20 protein-coding genes are annotated in these 18,468 nt (G+C 70.9%); 15 read left to right on the top strand and 5 right to left on the bottom strand.

Annotated features, from left to right (window positions below; genetic code table 11):
- Nucleotides 1-56 precede the first annotated feature (56 nt).
- From ABD691_RS26845 to ABD691_RS26825, 5 genes are all read left to right on the top strand, one after another.
- Entirely contained in the window at nt 57-548 is a 492-nt protein-coding gene (locus ABD691_RS26845) for a MarR family winged helix-turn-helix transcriptional regulator (RefSeq protein WP_344684335.1), read from the top strand.
- Nucleotides 549-811: 263 nt separating this feature from the next.
- Nucleotides 812-1,210, top strand: a complete 399-nt coding sequence (locus ABD691_RS26840) for an NUDIX hydrolase (protein ID WP_344684334.1) — start codon at nt 812-814, stop codon at nt 1,208-1,210.
- A 75-nt stretch (nt 1,211-1,285) separates the two neighbouring features.
- On the top strand, nt 1,286-2,266 hold the full coding sequence (locus ABD691_RS26835; protein WP_344684333.1) for an HpcH/HpaI aldolase/citrate lyase family protein: 981 nt from the start codon (nt 1,286-1,288) through the stop codon (nt 2,264-2,266).
- 87 nt (nt 2,267-2,353) lie between these two features.
- On the top strand, nt 2,354-5,710 hold the full coding sequence (locus tag ABD691_RS26830; RefSeq protein WP_344684331.1) for a patatin-like protein: 3,357 nt from the start codon (nt 2,354-2,356) through the stop codon (nt 5,708-5,710).
- Nucleotides 5,711-5,817: 107 nt separating this feature from the next.
- On the top strand, nt 5,818-6,339 hold the full coding sequence (locus ABD691_RS26825) for a YflT domain-containing protein (RefSeq protein WP_344684330.1): 522 nt from the start codon (nt 5,818-5,820) through the stop codon (nt 6,337-6,339).
- On the opposite strand, the gene ABD691_RS26820 is transcribed toward ABD691_RS26825, so the two are convergent.
- Nucleotides 6,340-7,263, bottom strand: a complete 924-nt coding sequence (locus ABD691_RS26820; protein WP_344684329.1) for a threonine/serine dehydratase — start codon at nt 7,261-7,263, stop codon at nt 6,340-6,342.
- 267 nt (nt 7,264-7,530) lie between these two features.
- On the opposite strand from ABD691_RS26820, the gene ABD691_RS26815 reads away from it, so the two are divergent.
- The 4 genes from ABD691_RS26815 to ABD691_RS26800 are packed head-to-tail and all read left to right on the top strand — an operon-like array spanning nt 7,531 to nt 11,649.
- A complete protein-coding gene (locus tag ABD691_RS26815) occupies nt 7,531-8,754 on the top strand; it encodes an ABC transporter substrate-binding protein (protein ID WP_425565166.1) in 1,224 nt (407 codons plus the stop codon).
- A complete protein-coding gene (locus ABD691_RS26810) occupies nt 8,754-9,644 on the top strand; it encodes a carbohydrate ABC transporter permease (RefSeq protein WP_344684327.1) in 891 nt (296 codons plus the stop codon). Before ABD691_RS26815 ends, ABD691_RS26810 begins: the two co-directional genes overlap by 1 nt.
- Nucleotides 9,644-10,477: a carbohydrate ABC transporter permease gene (locus ABD691_RS26805; RefSeq protein WP_344684325.1), complete on the top strand. Its 834-nt coding sequence runs from the start codon at nt 9,644-9,646 to the stop codon at nt 10,475-10,477. Before ABD691_RS26810 ends, ABD691_RS26805 begins: the two co-directional genes overlap by 1 nt.
- A gap of 5 nt (nt 10,478-10,482) precedes the next feature.
- Entirely contained in the window at nt 10,483-11,649 is a 1,167-nt protein-coding gene (locus ABD691_RS26800; protein WP_344684323.1) for an ABC transporter ATP-binding protein, read from the top strand.
- 5 nt (nt 11,650-11,654) lie between these two features.
- Here ABD691_RS26800 and ABD691_RS26795 read toward each other — a convergent pair whose 3' ends face one another.
- The 4 genes from ABD691_RS26795 to ABD691_RS26780 all read right to left on the bottom strand — a co-directional run bounded on the left by ABD691_RS26795 (nt 11,655) and on the right by ABD691_RS26780 (nt 14,576).
- The gene (locus ABD691_RS26795) at nt 11,655-12,077 is read right to left on the bottom strand and encodes a CAP domain-containing protein (RefSeq protein ID WP_344684321.1); all 423 of its coding nucleotides are present in this window, start codon (nt 12,075-12,077) and stop codon (nt 11,655-11,657) included.
- 260 nt (nt 12,078-12,337) lie between these two features.
- Nucleotides 12,338-12,502 (bottom strand): hypothetical protein, encoded by a 165-nt coding sequence (locus tag ABD691_RS26790; RefSeq protein WP_344684319.1) that lies wholly within the window; start codon nt 12,500-12,502, stop codon nt 12,338-12,340.
- A 146-nt stretch (nt 12,503-12,648) separates the two neighbouring features.
- A complete protein-coding gene (locus ABD691_RS26785; protein ID WP_344684317.1) occupies nt 12,649-13,728 on the bottom strand; it encodes a magnesium and cobalt transport protein CorA in 1,080 nt (359 codons plus the stop codon).
- 413 nt (nt 13,729-14,141) lie between these two features.
- Nucleotides 14,142-14,576 (bottom strand): NUDIX hydrolase, encoded by a 435-nt coding sequence (locus ABD691_RS26780; RefSeq protein WP_344684316.1) that lies wholly within the window; start codon nt 14,574-14,576, stop codon nt 14,142-14,144.
- Between the two features lie 148 nt (nt 14,577-14,724).
- Between ABD691_RS26780 and ABD691_RS26775 the strand changes: the two genes are divergently transcribed.
- From ABD691_RS26775 to ABD691_RS26750, 6 genes are all read left to right on the top strand, one after another.
- Nucleotides 14,725-14,886: a hypothetical protein gene (locus tag ABD691_RS26775; protein WP_344684314.1), complete on the top strand. Its 162-nt coding sequence runs from the start codon at nt 14,725-14,727 to the stop codon at nt 14,884-14,886.
- Between the two features lie 26 nt (nt 14,887-14,912).
- Nucleotides 14,913-15,476, top strand: a complete 564-nt coding sequence (locus tag ABD691_RS26770) for a PH domain-containing protein (protein WP_344684312.1) — start codon at nt 14,913-14,915, stop codon at nt 15,474-15,476.
- Nucleotides 15,477-15,574: 98 nt separating this feature from the next.
- Entirely contained in the window at nt 15,575-16,456 is an 882-nt protein-coding gene (locus ABD691_RS26765) for a PHP domain-containing protein (protein WP_344684485.1), read from the top strand.
- Nucleotides 16,457-16,512: 56 nt separating this feature from the next.
- On the top strand, nt 16,513-17,340 hold the full coding sequence (locus ABD691_RS26760; protein ID WP_344684311.1) for a RecB family exonuclease: 828 nt from the start codon (nt 16,513-16,515) through the stop codon (nt 17,338-17,340).
- A gap of 2 nt (nt 17,341-17,342) precedes the next feature.
- Nucleotides 17,343-17,789 carry a hypothetical protein gene (locus tag ABD691_RS26755; RefSeq protein ID WP_344684309.1) on the top strand — a complete coding sequence of 149 codons (447 nt, stop codon included), beginning with the start codon at nt 17,343-17,345 and terminating at the stop codon, nt 17,787-17,789.
- Nucleotides 17,790-17,841: 52 nt separating this feature from the next.
- The gene (locus ABD691_RS26750; RefSeq protein WP_344684307.1) at nt 17,842-18,441 is read left to right on the top strand and encodes a TetR/AcrR family transcriptional regulator; all 600 of its coding nucleotides are present in this window, start codon (nt 17,842-17,844) and stop codon (nt 18,439-18,441) included.
- Nucleotides 18,442-18,468: the final 27 nt, after the last annotated feature.

The raw sequence follows: 18,468 nt of genomic DNA, 5'->3' as shown, positions 1-18,468 counted from the left end.
CCGGGATCCAGGGGCGCTTCGGAGTCGGGTGAACGCGGTCCGTAATATCGATCGACGTGACCGAGACGGGTCTAGAACGATTACCCACTCGAACCGAACTGCTGGCGTACCGGTCCTTCCTCCGTGCGCACGCTCGGGTCACCCGCTGCCTCGAAGGTGACCTCATCGCCGAACAGCGGCTCACGCTGGCCGCCTACGACGTCCTCGAAGCGCTGGCCGAAGCCCCCGAACAGCGGTTGCGGATGACCGAACTCGCCGACGCCGTGCTGCTCTCCAGGTCCGGCGTGACCAGGCTCGTGGACCGGCTGGAGCGGCTCGGGCTGGTGCGCCGGGTCCGGGTGGACTCCGACGGGCGCGGGGTGCAGGCGGTGATCACCGAACGCGGTGAGCACCGGTTGCGCACCGCGTCGGCGACGCACCGCAACGGCGTCGCCCGGTACTTCCTCCGCGCTGCCCAGGGCGGAGAACTGGCGGAACTGGTGCGCTGGTGCGAGCGCCTGGCGGACGGAGGTGTGCCCGCCCCGCCGGGCCAGCGCGCGCAGGCGTGAGGCGAAACCGTCTGCATCCGGCGGTGCTCGTCATGGGCCAGGCCGGTGCCTGCAGGCGTGAGGCGGTCGACGTCGAATCATTCGCCTGCCAGGCTCGCTGGACCGTGCGCACGGGCGTGCGTCGGTCGACATTGAACCCGCTCGGCTGCCGAGCCTGTTGAGGCAGCGCGCGCATACGTGCGCCGGTCGGAATCGAACCGCCCGGCCTCCAAGCCGCCCGGGCCAGTGCGTGCAGCCGTCACCTGGTGCGTGAGGATGGCCGGGTGAGCGAAATCCTCCGCGTCGTCGGCCTGGTCCACCGCGTGGACGGCCGGGCGCTGCTGGTGCGCGCCCGCCACCACGCCGCGTTCTACCTGGCGGGCGGCAAGATCGAACCCGGGGAGACCGAGCTGGAGGCGTTGCGCCGCGAGGTCGTCGAGGAGCTCGGGGTGGACCTGCTGGCCGGGTCGGAGCGCTTCGTCGGCCGCTACGTCACCGACGCCTACGGCCAGGGCGAAGGGGTGCGGGTCGACCTCCGCTGCTACTCGGCGGAGCTGGCCGGGACTCCCGCGCCCGCGGCGGAGATCGCCGAGATGGCCTGGATGACCTGCGCCGAGTACCTGGCGCAGGCCGAGACCGCGCCCGCGGTGGTCGAGCTGATGAAGGACCTCGACGCCGCCTGACCTGCGGTCGCGATCACAGTCCGGGCCGGGCCCGGCGTGGTAGATACGACAGCGACGCCGATCGAGGAGGACACCGTGGTCGACCGACTGCGCCCGCGCCGCAGCTGCCTGGCCGTGCCCGGCTCCAGCGCGAAGATGATCGACAAGGCCAGGGGGCTGGCCGTCGACCAGTTCTTCCTCGACCTGGAGGACGCGGTCGCCCCGCTGGCCAAGGCCGAGGCCAGGGACCGGATCGTCGGCGCCCTCAACGAGGGCGGCTGGGGCGCCAAGACCCGCTCGGTGCGGGTGAACGATCTGACCACCGAGTGGACCTACCAGGACGTCGTGCGGGTCGTGGAGGGCGCGGGCGCCAACCTGGACACGATCATCCTGCCCAAGACCAGCGCCGCCGAGCACGTGCGCTGGCTGGACCTGACGCTGACCCAGGTGGAGAAGGCCACCGGCCTGGAGGTCGGCCGGATCGGCATCGAGCCGCAGATCGAGGACGCCGCCGGACTGGTCGAGGTGGACGCGATCGCCGCCGCCTCGCCCCGGGTCGAGGCGCTGGTCTACGGCCCGGCCGACTTCATGGCCTCGATCAACATGCGCTCGCTGACCGTCGGCCACCAGCCACCGGGCTACGACACCGGCGACGCCTACCACTACATCCTGATGCGGATGCTGATGGCCGCCCGCGCGTTCGGCGTCCAGGCCGTGGACGGGCCGTACCTGCAGATCAAGGACGTCGACGGGCTGCGCCGGGTGGGCGGCCGGTCGGCGGCGCTGGGCTACGACGGCAAGTGGGTGCTGCACCCCGCGCAGGTCGACGCGGTCAACGAGATCTTCTCGCCGCGCCAGGAGGACTACGACCACGCGGAGAACATCCTCGACGCCTACGAGTGGCACACCTCCGAAGCCGGCGGCAAGCGCGGCGCGGCGATGCTCGGCGACGAGATGATCGACGAGGCGTCCCGGAAGATGGCGCTGGTCGTCGCGGGCAAGGGCCGGGCGGCCGGGATGCGCCGGACGAGCCGCTGGACGGCACCATCAGAGCAATCGGCTCGGCCGTCGGGCTGACCGCCTCCGGTCGATCTTCGTCCGGTCCTGCCCGCGAGGTAGCTTTCGGTACTGCACCGATCACTTCGCGAGGGGGCTGCTGGGCCGGTGAGGGAGAACGCGCAGGAACTGCGGCTGGCGCTGGCGATGCGGGGCGGCGCGAGCATGGCGGTGTGGATCGGCGGCGCGGTAGCCGAGATCAACCACCTGCGGTCGGCGCTGGCGGAACCGCAGCCGCACCCGTGGGCGGCGCTGGCCGGCCTCGCCGGGTACGACTCGGTGTCGGTGGACGTGCTCGCGGGCGCGTCGGCGGGCGGGCTGAACGCGACCCTGCTGTCGGCGTCGCTGGTCTACGGCATGCCCTTCGACCGGATGCGCCGGATGTGGATCCAGCTGGCCGACCTGGAGGCGATGGCCAGGCCGGTGCCGAAGTTCTGGCACCCGCGCCCGCTGTCGCTGCTGGAGGGCGACGGCTACTTCCGCACCGAGCTGGCCCGGGTCATCACCGGCAACGTCGAGCCGGATCCGCACCGCCCGGCCGTCCGCGCCGACCTGCTGCTCACCGCGACCCTGCTGGACCCGGTGGTCGAGCGGCACTACGACGGCCGTTCCCGGCCGCTGACCCAGGAACGGCGCACGGCGTCGTTCCGGTTCCGGCACCGGGGGCGGGCCGGTGACCCGTTCTCGGACTTCCAGGCGGGCGAGCGGTTCGAGGAGACGGTCGGCAGGCTCGCCCTCGCCGCCAGGACGACTTCGTCGTTCCCGTTCGCCTTCGAACCGTCTGCGGTGCACTCGTCGACCGGCCCGGTGCCCGCGGGCGAGCCGAACCTGGCCGGGCTCTTCTCGGAGGTCAACACCGGCGGCACGCCGTACCGGGTGATCGACGGCGGGGTGCTGGACAACATCCCGGTCACCGCCGCGATCCGGGCCATCTCCGACGCGCCCGCCGACCGCCCGACCCAGCGCTGGCTGCTCTACCTCAACCCCGAGCCCGCGGCGTCGGACACCGAACTCCCGGACGGCTCCGGCCTGCCGGTGGCCTCGACCGCGATCCGCGCGCGGATGAGCCAGGAGTCGTTGCTGACCGACCTCGACGCGCTCGACGAGCACAACCGCGTGGTCGAGCGGACCGCCCTGCGCCGCAAGGCGCTCTTCGCGCCGCTGCGCGCCGCCGCTCCGGAGCGGCGGGAGTCGGAGCTGGTCGCGCAGGCCGCGGCAGTGGAGGCCGATCACGCCGTGATCCGGGCGGAGCTCGACGCGCAGGCGGTGCGGCAGCTGCTGGAGGAACCGCAAGGCACCGAGGACCACCGGCTGCTCCCGCCGGTGCCGGGTGATCCGCTGCAGGGCTGGTCGGCCCGGGCGCGCAACGTGCTGGCCGCGCACCTTTCGCGTCGCCTCGGAGCCCTGGCCACCCCGGCGCTGTTCGACGACGTGCGCGGGCTGGCCTCCGCGGTGCAGGAGTGCATCGCCTGGGCGCGGGACGTCGAGCGCTGGTCGCCGGAGACCGCCGAGATCGGCCGCTGCAAGTCGGAGCTGTACCGGTTGCGGATGTTCGCCGACGTGCTGGAGGGCCACGCCGACCGCTACTGGCTCAACGGCGCGCGGCTGGAGCCGATCGTCGAGGTCGGCGAGCTCGACAGCTGGATCGACCGGGTCCTGCGCCGCCGGGACCGCCTCCAGCACCGGCTGCCCGCGCCGGTCCGGCCGCTGCTGGGCGCGGTGCTGGCCGAGGTCACCGGCGGCGACCGGTTCCAGCACGAGCTGGCCGAGTTCGCCCGCGAACTCCGGTCCATCGTGGAGTCGTCGGGGGCGGACGCGGCACCGGAGGACTCCGACTGCGTGGACGCGGTGGCCGAGGCGACCGCGGTGCTGCACCGGATCGTCGAGAAGCTGGCGGCGGCAGCCGCGGGCCGGGAGGAGTTCGCCGAACCGGAGCAGCTGGGCTACTCGCTGCTGGAGGAAGCCGAGTCCCGCGCGCTGCGCCCGCTGGTCGTGCTCACCGCTCCGCTGGACGTCGGCCGGGTTCCCGGCTCCCGCATCAACCTGCTCCGGGTCGTCAGCGACGAGCAGACCTCCTTGCCGTTCAAGGGGTTGTGCGACGAGGGCGCGCCGCTGCGGATCGCGGACAAGATCCGCGGCAACGACCTGGGGAACTTCGGTTCCTTCCTGTCGGCCCGGTGGCGGGCCAACGACTGGATGTGGGGCCGGATGGACGCGGCGGCCAGCCTGGTGAACCTGCTCGCCGATCCGCGGCGGATCGTGCGGCAGAACGCCGAGCTGGGGCCGGACGGGGTTGGCGAAGCGCTTCGGGCGATTGTCAGCGAGCCGAGCGCGGCCGAGCTGGGCGAGCTCGACGAGCAGCGGGCCGGGCAGTGGCGGGCGTTCCTCGCCGAGCTGTGGACCACCCGGGCAGGCGAGGTCCGCGCCGAACTCGACGCCCTGTTCGCCGAGCCCGGCGACGAGAATCCGCTGACCGAGACCAGGAAACTGCTCACCGAACGTCTGCAGTGGACGATCGCGGCGCAGGAGGTCCCGTTCGTGGGGACCGTGGCGCGCGGCGCTGACCCGCGCGGTGGGACCGAGGCGGAGGTGCCGGGGCCGGCGGAACTGACCCGCGAGGTCGAGCGGTACGGCGTCGGCCGGGAGCGGCTGGCCGATCTGGGCGAGCGGCGGACCGCCGCGCTGGCCACCCGGTTCGGGCTGCTGGCCTACCGCGCAGCGCGCCCGGACGGGCCGGGCGTGCCCGCCCGGCTGGGGCGGTGGGCCATGACCCTGGTCAAGCCGCTGCTGCTCGCGGTCGTCTTCGCCTTCGCCGCCCCGAAGCGGGCCGCGCTGGTGGCGTTCCTGGCCGCGTCGGCGGTGGCGTTCACCGGGGCGGACATCAGCGGCCTGGGGGCTCAGCTGCTGTCCTATGACCAGTACGAGAGTTCGACGACGTTCTCGATACCCGACTGCCCGGATTCCGACGACGGCGAACTGGTCCTCTGCGCGGCGGCGCAGTTCAAGCCCGTCGAGCCGGGGCCGCTCGGGCTCTACGACTTCTCCGGGGTCTCCTTCGGCAGCAGCGTGCTCGTCGCGGTGCTGCTGACGATCGTCTTCGCGGTGTGGCTGGGCAGGGCGTCGCTCGGGCACGGCAGCGGACTCGCGCGCTGGCTGCCCGGACTCGTCATCGCCGTACTCCTGCTCGCGGCCGAATTCTGGCTGCTGACAACGGGATTCCGGATCACACCGCTCGGGCTTTCGGTGGCCGCGGCGGCGCTGACCTGGCCCGCGACGCTGGCCTACCGGACCGGCGCGCGGGTCCTGGCGGTGGCGCTGACGTTCGTCGTGTTCTTCGGGACCCTGTTCCTGCACGGGAGCCTGATCGGCGGTTCCTGGATCTTGATCGCCTTGGTCGTCAGCGCGTACGCGCACGCCATCCTGAGCGCCACCGTCGACGTGCTCCGGCCGCGCCCTCGGCCCTAGGGGACGCTGCGCTCCGGCCTAGCGTTGATCTCCTCGTGGAGTAGCCTGGGAGTGGACGAAACGGACCTGCGTTTCACGAGTCCCGCGAGCCCACGGAGGTGTCCACGGTGTCCAACCCGTTTACCGGCGCGGGCCGGCCGTCGGCGGGTACACCGAGTCTGCCGACGCCGCCCACCGGCTGGCCGATCGGTTCGTACGGCACGTACGAGGAGGCCCAGCGGGCCGTCGACCACCTGGCCGAGAGCGACTTCCCGGTCCAGGAGGTGACCATCGTCGGGGTCGACCTGATGCTGGTCGAGCGGGTCACCGGCCGTCTCAGCTGGGGCCGGGTGCTCGGCGGCGGTGCGGCCTCGGGAGCCTGGTTCGGCCTGTTCGTCGGCCTGATCATGGGCATGTTCACCCCGCAGGGCTCGTGGCTCGGACCGGTGCTGGTCGGCCTCGGCACCGGCGTGGTGTTCGGCCTGGTCTTCGCCGCCGTCGGCTACGCCTCGACGCGGGGCCGCCGCGACTTCTCCTCCGCGAGCCAGCTGGTCGCGGGCCGCTACGACGTGCTGGCGCAGCCCAAGCACGCCGAGGAGGGCCGCAACCTGCTCGCCAAGCTCGCCATGCGCCCGCCGTCGGCGCAGTGATCAGCCCGGCGCCGCGTTCGCGCCGCTGATCACGACGGCGACCCGCTCACCGGGGTCCGGCCGGTAGGCGCCTGTCACGAGCGCCGCGACTCCCACGGCGGCAGCCGGCTCGGCGACCAGCCGCGCACCTTCCCACAGCGCCCGGCGGGCGTCGCGGATGGCATCGTCGTCGACGGTGACCACGTCCTCCACGTACGACTCCGCGATGGGGAACACCAGCTCCCCGACCCGCTTCGGAGCAAGCGCGTCGGCGGCGATGCTTCCGGTCGCGGCGTCGGTCGGCGCACCGGCCGCCCGGGCGGCGGTGAGCGTGGGCGCTCCTTCGGGTTCGACCCCGACGACCCGGACCGATCCGGCGAAGAAGGCCGCGACGCCGGCGATCAACCCGCCACCGCCGACCGGCACCAGGACGGTGTCGAGATCTGCGATCTGCTCGGCCAGCTCCAGGCCGAGGGTTCCCTGGCCCAGCAAGGTCTCCCGCTGGTCGAACGCGTGGACCGGGAGCGCGCCGGAGTCGGCGGTCCAGCGCTGCGCGGCGGCGAGGGCGTCGGCGTAGCGGTCGCCGCCGACGATCAGCTTCGCGCCCAGCTCGCGGATCCGGTCGGTCTTCGCCGGGGACGAGATGGTCGGGACGAAGATCGTCGCGGCCACCCCGAGCCGGTGCGCGGCGTGCGCGACCGCGGCGCCGTGGTTGCCGCCGGAGGCCGCGACCACTCCCGCCTCCGGCACCTGGCGCAGCAGGAGGTTCGCGAACGCTCCGCGCGCTTTGAACGAGCCGGAGTGCTGGAGCTGTTCCAGCTTCAGCACCAGGCCGGGGTGCGCGGGCCCGCCGAGGTCGTGCAGGTCCACTTCCAGCACGGGTGTTCGCCGCACGTGCGGCCGGATCACTTCGAGCGTGCGGCGGATTTCGGCACTGGTGATCACGGCTGCTCCCGTCTCCTCTTGCCGGAACTCTGCAATGCGGTCGCACGACTGTCGATCCGCCGAACGGACCGCGCGGTGCATCCCGGCCCGGACCGCGTCCAACGGCTTGGCAACAAGACCTTGCCTTGATCGTTCCACCGCCCTAGGTTCTTCCCACCGCGACCGAGCGGTGGTGGCAGCGCAGGGCGGCGCCGGGCACCAACGGCCCTCTGCGCGCGATCGGAGTGGAGGGCCGCAACGGTGAGAGCTCGTGGTGGTGGAAGGCGCGTGGCCGCCGCGCTGGCGTGCGTTTCCGCGCTGGCTGCCTGCGCCCCGGCGTCGAGCGCGAACACGGTGAACCTGTACTACGCGCCGGAGGAGAACCTGCAGGCGGTCGTCGACCGCTGCAACGCGCAGTCCGGCGGCAGGTACCACATCGTCTACAACAAGCTGCCGCGCGAGGCCGACGGGCAGCGCGAGCAGATGGTCCGCAGGCTCGCCGCGCAGGACGGCGGGATGGACGTCCTCGGCCTCGACGTCACGTGGACCGGCGAGTTCGCCGAGGCGAACTGGATCCGGGAGTGGACCGGCGAGGACAGGGCCGAGGCCGAGCGCGGGACGTTGCAGGGACCGCTGGAGACCGCGCGGTCCAGCGGGAAGCTCTACGCCGCGCCGAAGAACACCAACGTGCAGCTGCTCTGGTACCGCGCCGACCTGGTCGACCACCCGCCTGCGACCTGGGACGAGATGATCGCCGAGGCCCAGCGGCTCAAGCGCGAGGGCAAACCGCACTGGATCTCGTTCAGCGGAGCCCAGTTCGAGGGCCTGTTCGTGCACTTCAACACGCTGGTCGAGTCCGCGGGCGGGCGCATCGTCTCCGCCGACGGCAACCGCGCCGAGATCGACGCCGGGGCGGTGCGGGCGCTGGAGGTCCTGCGCGGGTTCGGGCGCGCGGGCGTGACCAGCCCGGCGATGAACAACGCCAAGCAGGACGACGCCCGGATGGAGTTCGAGAACGGCCAGGCCGCGTTCCAGCTCAACTGGCCGTTCGTCTACCCGTCGATGCAGGAGGACAGGCCGGACCTGGCGCGCAACGTCAGGTGGGCCCGGCTGCCGGGCGTGCTCCCCGGCGTGCCCAGCAAGTCCACCATCGGCGGCTACAACCTGGCCGTCAGCCAGTACTCGGCCAAGCCCGAGCTGGCCTTCGACGCGGCGCTGTGCCTGCGCGACCCGGAGAACCAGAAGTTCTCCGCCATCAACGACGGGGTGCCGCCGACGATCGAGTCGGTCTACGCCGACCCCGCGATGGACCAGGAGTACCCGATGAAGGAGACCATCCTGGAAGCCCTCAAGGATCCGGGCGTGCGCCCGGTGAGCCCGGCGGCGCAGAACGTCTCGACGGTGCTGACGAACCTGCTCGCACCGGTCGCCGAGATCGACCCGTCGAAGACCGCCGAGCGGATGCGCACCGAGGTGCAGAACGCCCTGGAGTCCAAGGGCGTGATGCCGTGATGGTGATCAGCGAGGGCAAGCGGGCCGAACGCCGCCTCGGCTGGATGCTGTGCGCACCGGCCGCGCTGGTGATGGTCGCGGTCACCGGCTGGCCGATCCTCTACGCGTTCTGGCTGTCGTTCCAGCGCTTCGACCTGAAGTTCCCGGACCAGCGGGAGTTCGTCGGCCTGGACAACTACGCGACCGTGCTGACCAACGGCTACTGGTGGACCGCGTTCGGGGTGACGGTGCTGATCACCGCGGTCTCGGTGGCGATCGAGTTCGTGCTCGGGATGTGCCTGGCGCTGATCATGCACCGGGCGCTGATCGGCCGCGGCCTGGTCCGCACGGTCAGCCTCATCCCGTACGGCATCGTCACCGTGGTCGCCGCGTTCAGCTGGCGCTACGCCTGGACGCCCGACACCGGCTACCTGGCGAACCTGTTCGCCCCGGAGGCCGCGCCGCTGACCGACCGGGCGAGTTCGCTGGCGATCATCGTGCTGGCCGAGGTCTGGAAGACCACGCCGTTCATGGCGCTGCTGCTGATGGCCGGTCTCGCGCTGGTGCCCGACGACCTGCTCAAGGCGGCGGCGATGGACGGCGCCGGACCCTGGCAGCGGTTCGTCCGGGTGATGCTGCCGATGATGAAACCGGCGATCCTGGTCGCCCTGCTGTTCCGCACCCTCGACGCCTTCCGCGTCTTCGACCACATCGTGGTGCTCACCTCCGGCGCGCAGGACACCTCCTCGGTGTCGGTGCTGGCCTACAGCAACCTGATCAAGGGGCTCAACCTCGGCATCGGCTCGACCATGTCGGTGCTGATCTTCATCGCGGTCGCCCTGATCGCGTGGCTGTTCGTGAAGCTGTTCGGCACCGCCGCACCCGGCGGCGACGACTCGGGGAGGCGCTGATGGCCGACGTGACACCGGCGCGCAGGGCCAGGTGGACGGTGCTCAACATCGTCGTCGTGGTCTACGCGCTGCTTCCGGTGCTGTGGATCGTGTCGCTGTCGTTCAAGACGCCCGCGACGCTCGGCGACGGCAACCTGATCCCGCGCGAGTGGACGCTGGAGAACTACGCGGCGATCTTCCGCACCACCGAGTTCACCAGGGCGCTGCTCAACTCCGTCGGCATCGCGCTGATCGCGACCGCGATCGCCGTGGTGCTGGGCACCATGGCCGCCTACGCGATCGCCCGGCTGGAGTTCCCCGGCAAGCGGCTGCTGGTCGGGGTGTCGCTGCTGATCGCGATGTTCCCGCAGGTCTCCCTGGTCTCGCCGCTGTTCGAGATCGAGCGCGCGACCGGGCTGTTCGACACCTGGCCCGGCCTGATCCTGCCCTACACCACGTTCTCGCTGCCGCTGGCGATCTACACCCTGTCGGCGTTCTTCCGGGAGATCCCGTGGGAGCTGGAGAAGGCGGCGAAGATGGACGGCGCGACCCCGGGCCAGGCGTTCGCCAGGGTGATCGCCCCGCTGGCCGCGCCGGGCGTGTTCACCACCGCGATCCTGGTGTTCATCTTCTGCTGGAACGACTTCCTGTTCGCGATCTCGCTGACCTCCACGCAGAACTCCCGCACCGTGCCGGTCGCGCTGCAGTTCTTCACCGGGGACTCGCAGTTCGAGGACCCGACCGGCTCGATCTCCGCGGCGGCGGTGGTGATCACGATCCCGATCGTGCTGTTCGTGCTGTTCTTCCAACGACGGATCGTCTCGGGGCTGACCTCGGGCGCGGTGAAGGGGTAGGGAACGTGGCCGAGATCGTTCTGGACCAGGTGACCAAGCGCTACCCGGACGGCTCGCTCGCCGTCGACGGGGTCGACCTGGAGATCGCCGACGGCGAGTTCGTGATCCTGGTGGGCCCGTCCGGCTGCGGGAAGTCCACCACGCTCAACATGATCGCCGGGCTGGAGGACATCAGCGCCGGGGAGCTGCGCATCGGCGGCGAGCGGATGAACGACCGCGCGCCGAAGGACCGCGACATCGCGATGGTGTTCCAGTCCTACGCGCTGTACCCGCACAAGACGGTGTTCGAGAACATGGCGTTCCCGTTGCGGCTGGCGAAGGTCCCGGACGCCGAGGTGCGCGCGAAGGTCGAGGAGGCGGCCCGGGTGCTGGACCTGACCGCGCACCTGACCCGCAAGCCCGCCAACCTCTCCGGCGGGCAGCGGCAGCGGGTGGCCATGGGGCGTGCGATCGTGCGCAGCCCCAAGGCGTTCCTGATGGACGAACCGCTGTCCAATTTGGACGCGAAGCTGCGGGTGCAGATGCGGACCTCGGTGTCGAAGCTGCAGAAGCGGCTGGGCACCACGACCGTCTACGTGACCCACGACCAGACCGAGGCGATGACCCTCGGCGACCGGGTGGTGGTGATGCGCGGCGGGGTCGTGCAGCAGGTGGGGCCGCCGCAGCACCTCTACGAGCACCCGGCGAACCTGTTCGTGGCGGGCTTCATCGGCTCCCCGGCCATGAACTTCCTGCCTGCCGAGGTGGCCGAGGGCGGTCTGCGCTGCGCGCTCGGCGAGGTGCCGCTGACCGACCGCATCCGGCGGGCGCTGGAGTCCGCGGACGCGCCGCGCGAGCTGGTCCTGGGCATCCGGCCGGAGCATTTCGAGGACGCGGCGCTGGTCGACGGCGGCGCGGGCGGCGTGACCTTCACCGAGGAGGTCGAGGTCGTGGAGGAGATGGGCTCGGACACCTACGTCTACTTCCCGCTGCGCGGCGGGCGGGCCAGCACCGCCGAGCTCGACGAGCTGGCCGCCGACGCGGGCACGGCGGAGCTGCCCGGCGACTCCGGAAACCTGGTGACCCGGCTGTCGGTGCAGTCCCGCGCGCGGGAGAACGAGCGCGCGTCGGTCTGGTTCGACCCGGACAAGCTGCACGTCTTCGACCCGGAGACCGGGCGGAACCTGACCTGAGGTGCTCAGACCGGGCGGGCGAGCTTGAGCGTCCAGTAGTCGCCGTCGTGGCCGACGCCCGCCTCGGCGAAGGCCGGGCTGAGCATGTTGTCGCAGTGCTCCGGGCTTTCCAGCCACTGCTGGAAGGTCCGGAGCGGATCGTCGGAGCCGCAGGCGATGTTCTCGGCGATCGCGCCGACGGGATATCCGGCCGCCTTCGCCCGGTCGGCCGGATCGCTGCCGTCGGTGCCGGTGTGCGAGAGGAAGCCGCCTGCGGCCATGTCCGCGCTGTGCGCCAGCGCGGCGCGGTTGAGCGCGTCGGCGAACCGCAGCGGCGGGTGCCCGGCCTCGGCGCGGGCCTGGTTGGTCATGTCGAGGATCTGGTCCGCTTCGGACCTCTCGGGAGCGATGAGCCCGAACATCCGGGCAGCCCGTCCGAGAATTCGCATTTCCGCACTCCTGGAACCACCGGGGACAGAGGTGGCGGAGTTATACCGCACGCCGGGGCTCCACTATCGAGTCCATAGTGGAGCCGGACGCGGTCACATCTGGTTCGCGATGATCACGAACAGGGTGATGATCCAGCCCATGATGAGGGCGGACAGAACGGTGAGCTTGCTGGTGATCAAGCGGGTCATGGCGGTGCCTCCCAGCGTGAGAAACGAAAGTCGGGAAATTCGCCTCACGATGTGGCCCGCGGTACCGGGCGTCAGCGCACGGCGGCGCCAGGCGCGGCGGAAACCGCGTCCCACATCGCGCCGGGTTTTCGCTCGATCCACGCGGTGTGCCGGAACCGCTGCTCGGCCAGAACCCGGCGCGCGCCGGGACTTCGCCGCGGCACGGGATCGGTGAGGGCAGGCGGTGCGAAACGCATGACTTCCTCCTCACCAGTCGTCATCGGGCGCCCGGGAAACCGGGAGATGATGTGCCAACGGCGGAATCCGGTCCGGACGACGCCGACCCCGGTCTTGACCCCGCCTACGACATCGGCACGGGGCTTCGATTCGTTACACCCCATGATCACAACCACTTGTTCTTCCGGAAGATCTTGAACAGCCCCACGCAGCAGGCCATCATCACCAGCAGCGCCACCGGATAGCCGAACTGCCACTGCGTTTCCGGCATGACGTCGAAGTTCATCCCGTAGATCCCGGCGATCATCGTCGGCGTCGAGATGATCGCGACCCACGCCGAGATCTTGCGCATGTCGGTGTTCTGCTGGAGCGTGATCTTGGCCAGCGTGGCGTCCACCAGCGTGGTCAGCAGCTCGTCGAAGGACGCCACCCGCTCCGACACCGTCGCGAGGTGGTCGTCGACGTTGCGGAAGTACGAGCGCACCTCCTCCGGCACCGTCGGGGTGTAGCCCTCGGCCAGCCGCTGGAGCGGCTTGGCCAGCGGCATCACCGCCCGCCGCAGCTCCATGACCTCGCGCTTCATCAGGTAGATGTGCTCGGCGTCGATCTTGGTCCGGGGCGCGAACACCTCCGCCTCCATCTCGTCGATGTCCACCTGGATCGCCTCGGTGACCTCCAGGTAGGTGTCGACGACGTGGTCGGCGATGCCGTGCAGCACCGCCGACGGGCCGAGCGCGAGCTGCTCGGGGTCCTCCTCCAGCTGGCTGCGCACCTGCGCGAGCCCGGCGTGCTTGCCGTGCCGGACGGTGATCACGAAGTCCCGCCCGACGAAGGCCATCAGCTCTCCGCTCTCGACGATCTCGCTGTTGGCCGACAACGTCTCGTTGGCCACGTACCGGACCGTCTTGAGCACCATGAACAGCGTGGTGTCGTAGCGCTCCAGCTTCGGCCGCTGGTGGGCGTGCACCGCGTCCTCGACGGCCAGCTCGTGCAGCCCGAAGGTCTCGGCGAGGCCGTTGATCTGCTCCTCGCTCGGCTCGTGCAGCCCGATCCAGACGAACCCGGTACCGCGCGCGCGGACCTCCTCGACGGCCTCGGTGTGCGTCCACGGACCTTCCAGGCGGTGGCCGTCGACGTAGACGGCGCAGTCGACGACGTAGTCGGCCACCGGCGACGGGACGCGCGGCGCGGGGCGGACGCGGCCGTTGCGGCGGTGGCGCAGACCGAGAGAGGGCAGGCTGGGCACGGCGACCTCCAGAGAAGCTGAGAACCGGGACGCGGGACTGCGCACGCATCCCCGGTGCTTCGAGGTCCGCCTGCCGACGGCGCCGAAAGGGAGTTCGCCTACCGGCGGACCACCCGGGCGGGGATGCGGTTGGTACTGCACGGAAGTGCGCTGTCAGCACTGTTGCTCAACGATCCCTCACCTCCCGGAGGTCGACCGCCCGTTCGGCGGTGGTACCGGCCGGCGACGTTCGCACCAGCCAGCGGCCAAGGCTACTCCTCCGTCCCACGGGTGATGCAACGGATGGCATCAGACGTCACAGCGCGGGGCGGAACGGGTGAATTGCGAACTTTTCGGAGGCCGCCCCGGAATCGCCGCCGGGTGTCCGGCGAACCCCCGCGGCGCGGCCGGATGTCCGAAAGGTCGGACTCTGATCAGGTGTCACTGTCCCGGGGGAGGCAGTCCCAGGACCGGAGGACCTCCGCGAGCCCTTCGGTGAGCGCGTTTTCCCGTTCCAGTGTGGCGAAAGTCGCACTGTCGGCCCACTGCGCGTCCACGGCGTCGTCACCTGCGGAAAGCGACGAGTCACTAGCCCGACAGGAGTAGTCGTGGATCTCGAAGGTGCCATGCGGGGCCGGGCGCAGGATTCGCCCGATGTGCGCGCCGACGGTGACGGAGAGTCCCGTTTCCTCCCGGACTTCCCGGGCTACCGCCATCTGGTCGGTTTCCCCGGGCTCGACTCGTCCACCGGGGAGGGACCACTTCCCCCTGCCGGGGTCATGAGCGCGTTTGACCAGTAGCAACCTGCCGAACTGGTCGAACACCACCGCACCGACGCAGCGGATCGGGGGGTTCTCGGATACGATCATCAACCACGGAGGGTAGTCGATCCGAGGCTGCTCGCGAAGGACTGACCCAAGTGCGGTACAAAGCTGCCGTAAGGCGGCTGAGTGCGGTACAACGGATCAGCAGGCGCCAGGCGGCTACTCAAGGGCATTTCGGACGGGGTGCGTCACAGTGAACATAAAGAAGATCCTCACCTGGGCCGGGATCGCGCTCGTGCTGTTCTTCCTGATCTCGGACCCGGGAGGAGCCAGCGGTGTCGTCCAGGGCATCCTCGGCAGTCTCCGCACGGCTGCGGAAGCAGTCATCACGTTCATGCAGAACCTCTTCCGCTAAAACGCGAGCCGCAGGAGGCGGGTGCCGTGTTCGCTCCGAAGGATCCCGACGAATACCTGCTCGAATCCGAGCGACGGGTCATCCGGGTGCGCCGACACTGGGCGAGCCTGGTGTGGGAGCTCTTCGAGGCGATCGGGTTGCTCGTCGGCCTGGTGATGGCGTCGCAACTGCTACCGGTCGGCAGCGCACTGCTGGTCAACATCGTCTGGTACGCGGGTCTGATCGTGCTGTTGCGCTTCACGTACCAGGTCCTGAGCTGGTACGTGGAGCGCATCGTCGTGACGGACAAGCGATTCCTCATCACCACCGGGGTCTTCGACATCAACGTCGCCATGATGCCGATCACCAAGGTCACCGACCTGACCTTCCGGCGCACCCTGATGGGGCGCATGCTCGGCTACGGCACGCTGATCGTCGAATCGGCCGGTCAGATCCAGGCGCTCAACCGGATCGAGTACGTGCCGAGCCCGGACCGCGTCGAGGAGGCGATCTCCGGCCTCGTCTTCGGTGACAAGAAGGCGCAGCAGGACCGCTTCTCGATGCTCAAGGCGCGGCGCGCCGCGGTGGGCAGGCGCAAGGCCAAGCTCTGACGCGGCGCTGCTGAACATGAAGGCGGATCCTCGGATCCGCCTTTCGTTTGCGCGCTGGTGAGCAGGTGCGCGTCCGGTCGGCCCGGGCATCGGCCACACTGTTGGGTGTGCGAATCGATCTGCACACGCATTCCACCGAGTCCGACGGCACCGACACGCCGGCGCAGCTCGTCGACACCGCGATCGCGGCCGGGCTCGACGTGATCGCGCTGACCGACCACGACACCTCAGCGGGCTGGGCCGAGGCCGAGCGCGCCGTGCTGGAGCGCGGCGGGGCGGGCCGGTTCCGGGTCGTCCCCGGTGCCGAGCTCTCCTGCGCGTGCTCGGACGGGCACGGCGGCACGATCACCGTGCACCTGCTGGCCTACCTCTTCGACCCGCGGTCGCCCGCGCTGGCCGAGGAGCAGTCGCGGCTGCGCGCGGAACGGCGGGTCCGGTTGCGGGCCATGGCGCAGCGGATGGCCGACGACGGCTTCCCGATCGACCCCGACGAGCTGATGGACGGGCTCCCGCCGGACTCGCCGGGCGGCCGTCCGCACCTGGCGCGGGCGCTGGTGCGCGCGGGCACGGTCGGCAGCGTCGACGAGGCGTTCGCCCGCTACCTCGGCGGGCGCGGCAGCTACTACCTCCCGCGCACCGACACGCCGGTGCTCCGGGCGATCGAGATGATCGCCGAGGCCGGTGGTGCGACGGTGCTCGCGCATCCCTTCGCGACCGCGCGGGGGCCGGTGGTCACCGCCGAGCAGATCGGTGAGCTCGCCGCCCACGGGCTCAGCGGGGTCGAGGTCGACCACCCGGACCACGACCAGCACGCCCGCGTCCGGTTGCGCGGGCTGGCCGCCGAGCTCGGGCTGATCCCGACCGGCAGCAGCGATTACCACGGCACCAACAAGACCATCGGCATCGGCCAGGAAACCACCGCGCCGGAGTCGTTGGAGCGGCTGGCGCAGCTGTGCACCGGTAGCAAGATCATCGGCTGAGGAACGGCGCCGGGGCCGATCTCGACGATGGCCCGCAACTGCGTAATGTGGTGTGCGTGCAGGGGCAGCTCGGACTCGAAGGTATTCCCACCAGGCTGGTGCGCGTGACGCCGGCCCGGTTGGCGACCTGGGCGCGATGCCCCCGCCGCTACCGCATGACCTACCTCGACAAGCCCGCGTCGCGGTCCGGTGCCTGGGCGCACAGCACCCTCGGCGCGGTCGTGCACAACGTCCTGCGCGCGTTCTTCGAGCTGCGGCCGGAAAAGCGCAGCTCCGAACAGCTTCCGGCCCTGCTGCGGCACTACTGGAAGAGCGACGGTTTCGGCGATGCCGAGCAGATCGCCCGCTACCGGGAGCGCGCGCACGGCTGGCTGCGGTCCTACGTCGAGCGGCTGGACGCCGACGAAACCCCGCTCGCGGTCGAGCGGTGGGTTTCGGCGCCGATGGGGTCGATCATCGCCGAGGGCCGGGTCGACCGCATCGACGAGCGCGACGGCGAACTCGTGGTCGTCGACTACAAGACCGGACGGCACGCCCTCACCGTCGACGACGCCCGGAACTCGCTCGCCCTGGCGCTGTACGCGTTGGCGGCGCGCAGGAACCTGCGCAAGCCGTGCCGCCGGGTCGAGCTGCACCACCTGCCCAGCGGGCGCGACGTCGGCTGGGACCACACCGACGAGTCGCTGCGCGAGCAGCTGGACCGGGCCGAGCGCCTGGCCGGGGAGCTCCAGGCCGCCACCGACGCGTGGGAGGACCGCGGTGACCGGGACGCGTTCCCACCGTTGACCGGCCGCCACTGCTCGTGGTGCGATTTTCGCGCTCACTGCGCGGAAGGCAGGCAGGCTGCTCCCGATGTCGAGCCGTGGGCCCTGCTGGGGGAGTGACGATGCGACCGAACGATCCGCACGCGCGGGACCGGTCGGGGGCTCCGTTCCCCCGCACCCGGCCGATCCCGGCGACGCGCTCCCAGCCGTTATCCGGCCGGGAGCAGGCCGAGGTCGCCGCCTGGCGCGGTCACGTCGCGCGTTCTCGCGGCAGGCACGCGATTTCGCGCCCGACGCGCAGCGGGACCGCGGCGCGCGGGCTGTCCGGTGCGCTGGCGGTGGGGCTGCTGATCCTGGCGCTCGGGCTGATCGGCGTGCAGTACTGGGCGACGAACAGCGGCCAGGAAGGGCCCGGGATCGGTGTGGTGATCGGCCATCTGGTCTCGGCCGCCGTGGCGTTGGTGCTGCAGGCGCTCGCGGACCGTCGCCGGGATCTCACCGGCGGTCTCGCGACGATCGGCGTCTACGCCGTGGTGCTGTGGGCGCTGTGGTTCTGGTGGTGGCTCTAGAGCAAAACTTGCGGATCGCGAATAATTGCGCGGCGCGCAAGTTTTGGCTAGCTTGGTTCTCGTGAGCCCCGGACTGCGCGAGCGCAAGAAGCAGCAGACCCGCGAGGCGCTGAGCCTGGCGGCGATCCGGCTCACCGTCGAACGCGGCCTGGACAACGTCCGGGTCGAGGAAATCGCCGAAGCGGCCGGGGTTTCGCCCCGGACCTTCAACAACTACTTCGCCAGCAAGGCCGAGGCGATCAGCGCCCGGCACCTCGACCGCATGCGGCACGCCAACGAGCAGCTGCGCACCAGGTCGGCGGACGAGCCGCTGTGGGAAGCGATCAGCCAGGTGCTCATCGCGCAGTACGCCGGTGGCGATCCGTCGCCGGAGTGGCTTTCCGGAGTTCGCGTGCTGACCGCGGAGCCCGCGTTGCAGGGCGAGTTCATGCGCGCCGACGCCGTCGCGGAGGCGGAGTTCGCCGAGGTGATCGCGGAGCGCACCGGCACCGACGTCACCACCGACATGTACCCGAGCCTGGTGTCGGCGTCGGTCGGCGCGGTTGTCCGGGTGGTGCTCCAGCGGTGGATGAGCGCTGATCCCCCTGGCCCGTTGGAGCCGTTGCTGCGGGACGGGCTCGCGCAGCTGGCCGCCGGGCTGCCCACGCCGTAAGTCCTTCCGCCGCCACGAGGAACCTCG

Origin of the sequence: Saccharopolyspora taberi (assembly GCF_039534165.1) — a bacterium.
GTDB lineage: Bacteria > Actinomycetota > Actinomycetes > Mycobacteriales > Pseudonocardiaceae > Saccharopolyspora_D > Saccharopolyspora_D taberi.
The sequence above is the reverse complement of the archived record's forward strand: the minus strand, read 5'-3'. Positions and strand labels throughout refer to the sequence as shown.

Coding starts and splice junctions, on each gene's coding strand:
- ABD691_RS26810 (WP_344684327.1), top strand. CDS start 8,754: ATGGTGATCAGCGAGGGCAAGCGGGCCGAACGCCGCCTCGGCTGGATG.
- ABD691_RS26790 (WP_344684319.1), bottom strand. CDS start 12,502: ATGCGTTTCGCACCGCCTGCCCTCACCGATCCCGTGCCGCGGCGAAGT.
- ABD691_RS26780 (WP_344684316.1), bottom strand. CDS start 14,576: ATGATCGTATCCGAGAACCCCCCGATCCGCTGCGTCGGTGCGGTGGTG.
- ABD691_RS26795 (WP_344684321.1), bottom strand. CDS start 12,077: ATGCGAATTCTCGGACGGGCTGCCCGGATGTTCGGGCTCATCGCTCCC.
- ABD691_RS26755 (WP_344684309.1), top strand. CDS start 17,343: ATGCGACCGAACGATCCGCACGCGCGGGACCGGTCGGGGGCTCCGTTC.
- ABD691_RS26805 (WP_344684325.1), top strand. CDS start 9,644: ATGGCCGACGTGACACCGGCGCGCAGGGCCAGGTGGACGGTGCTCAAC.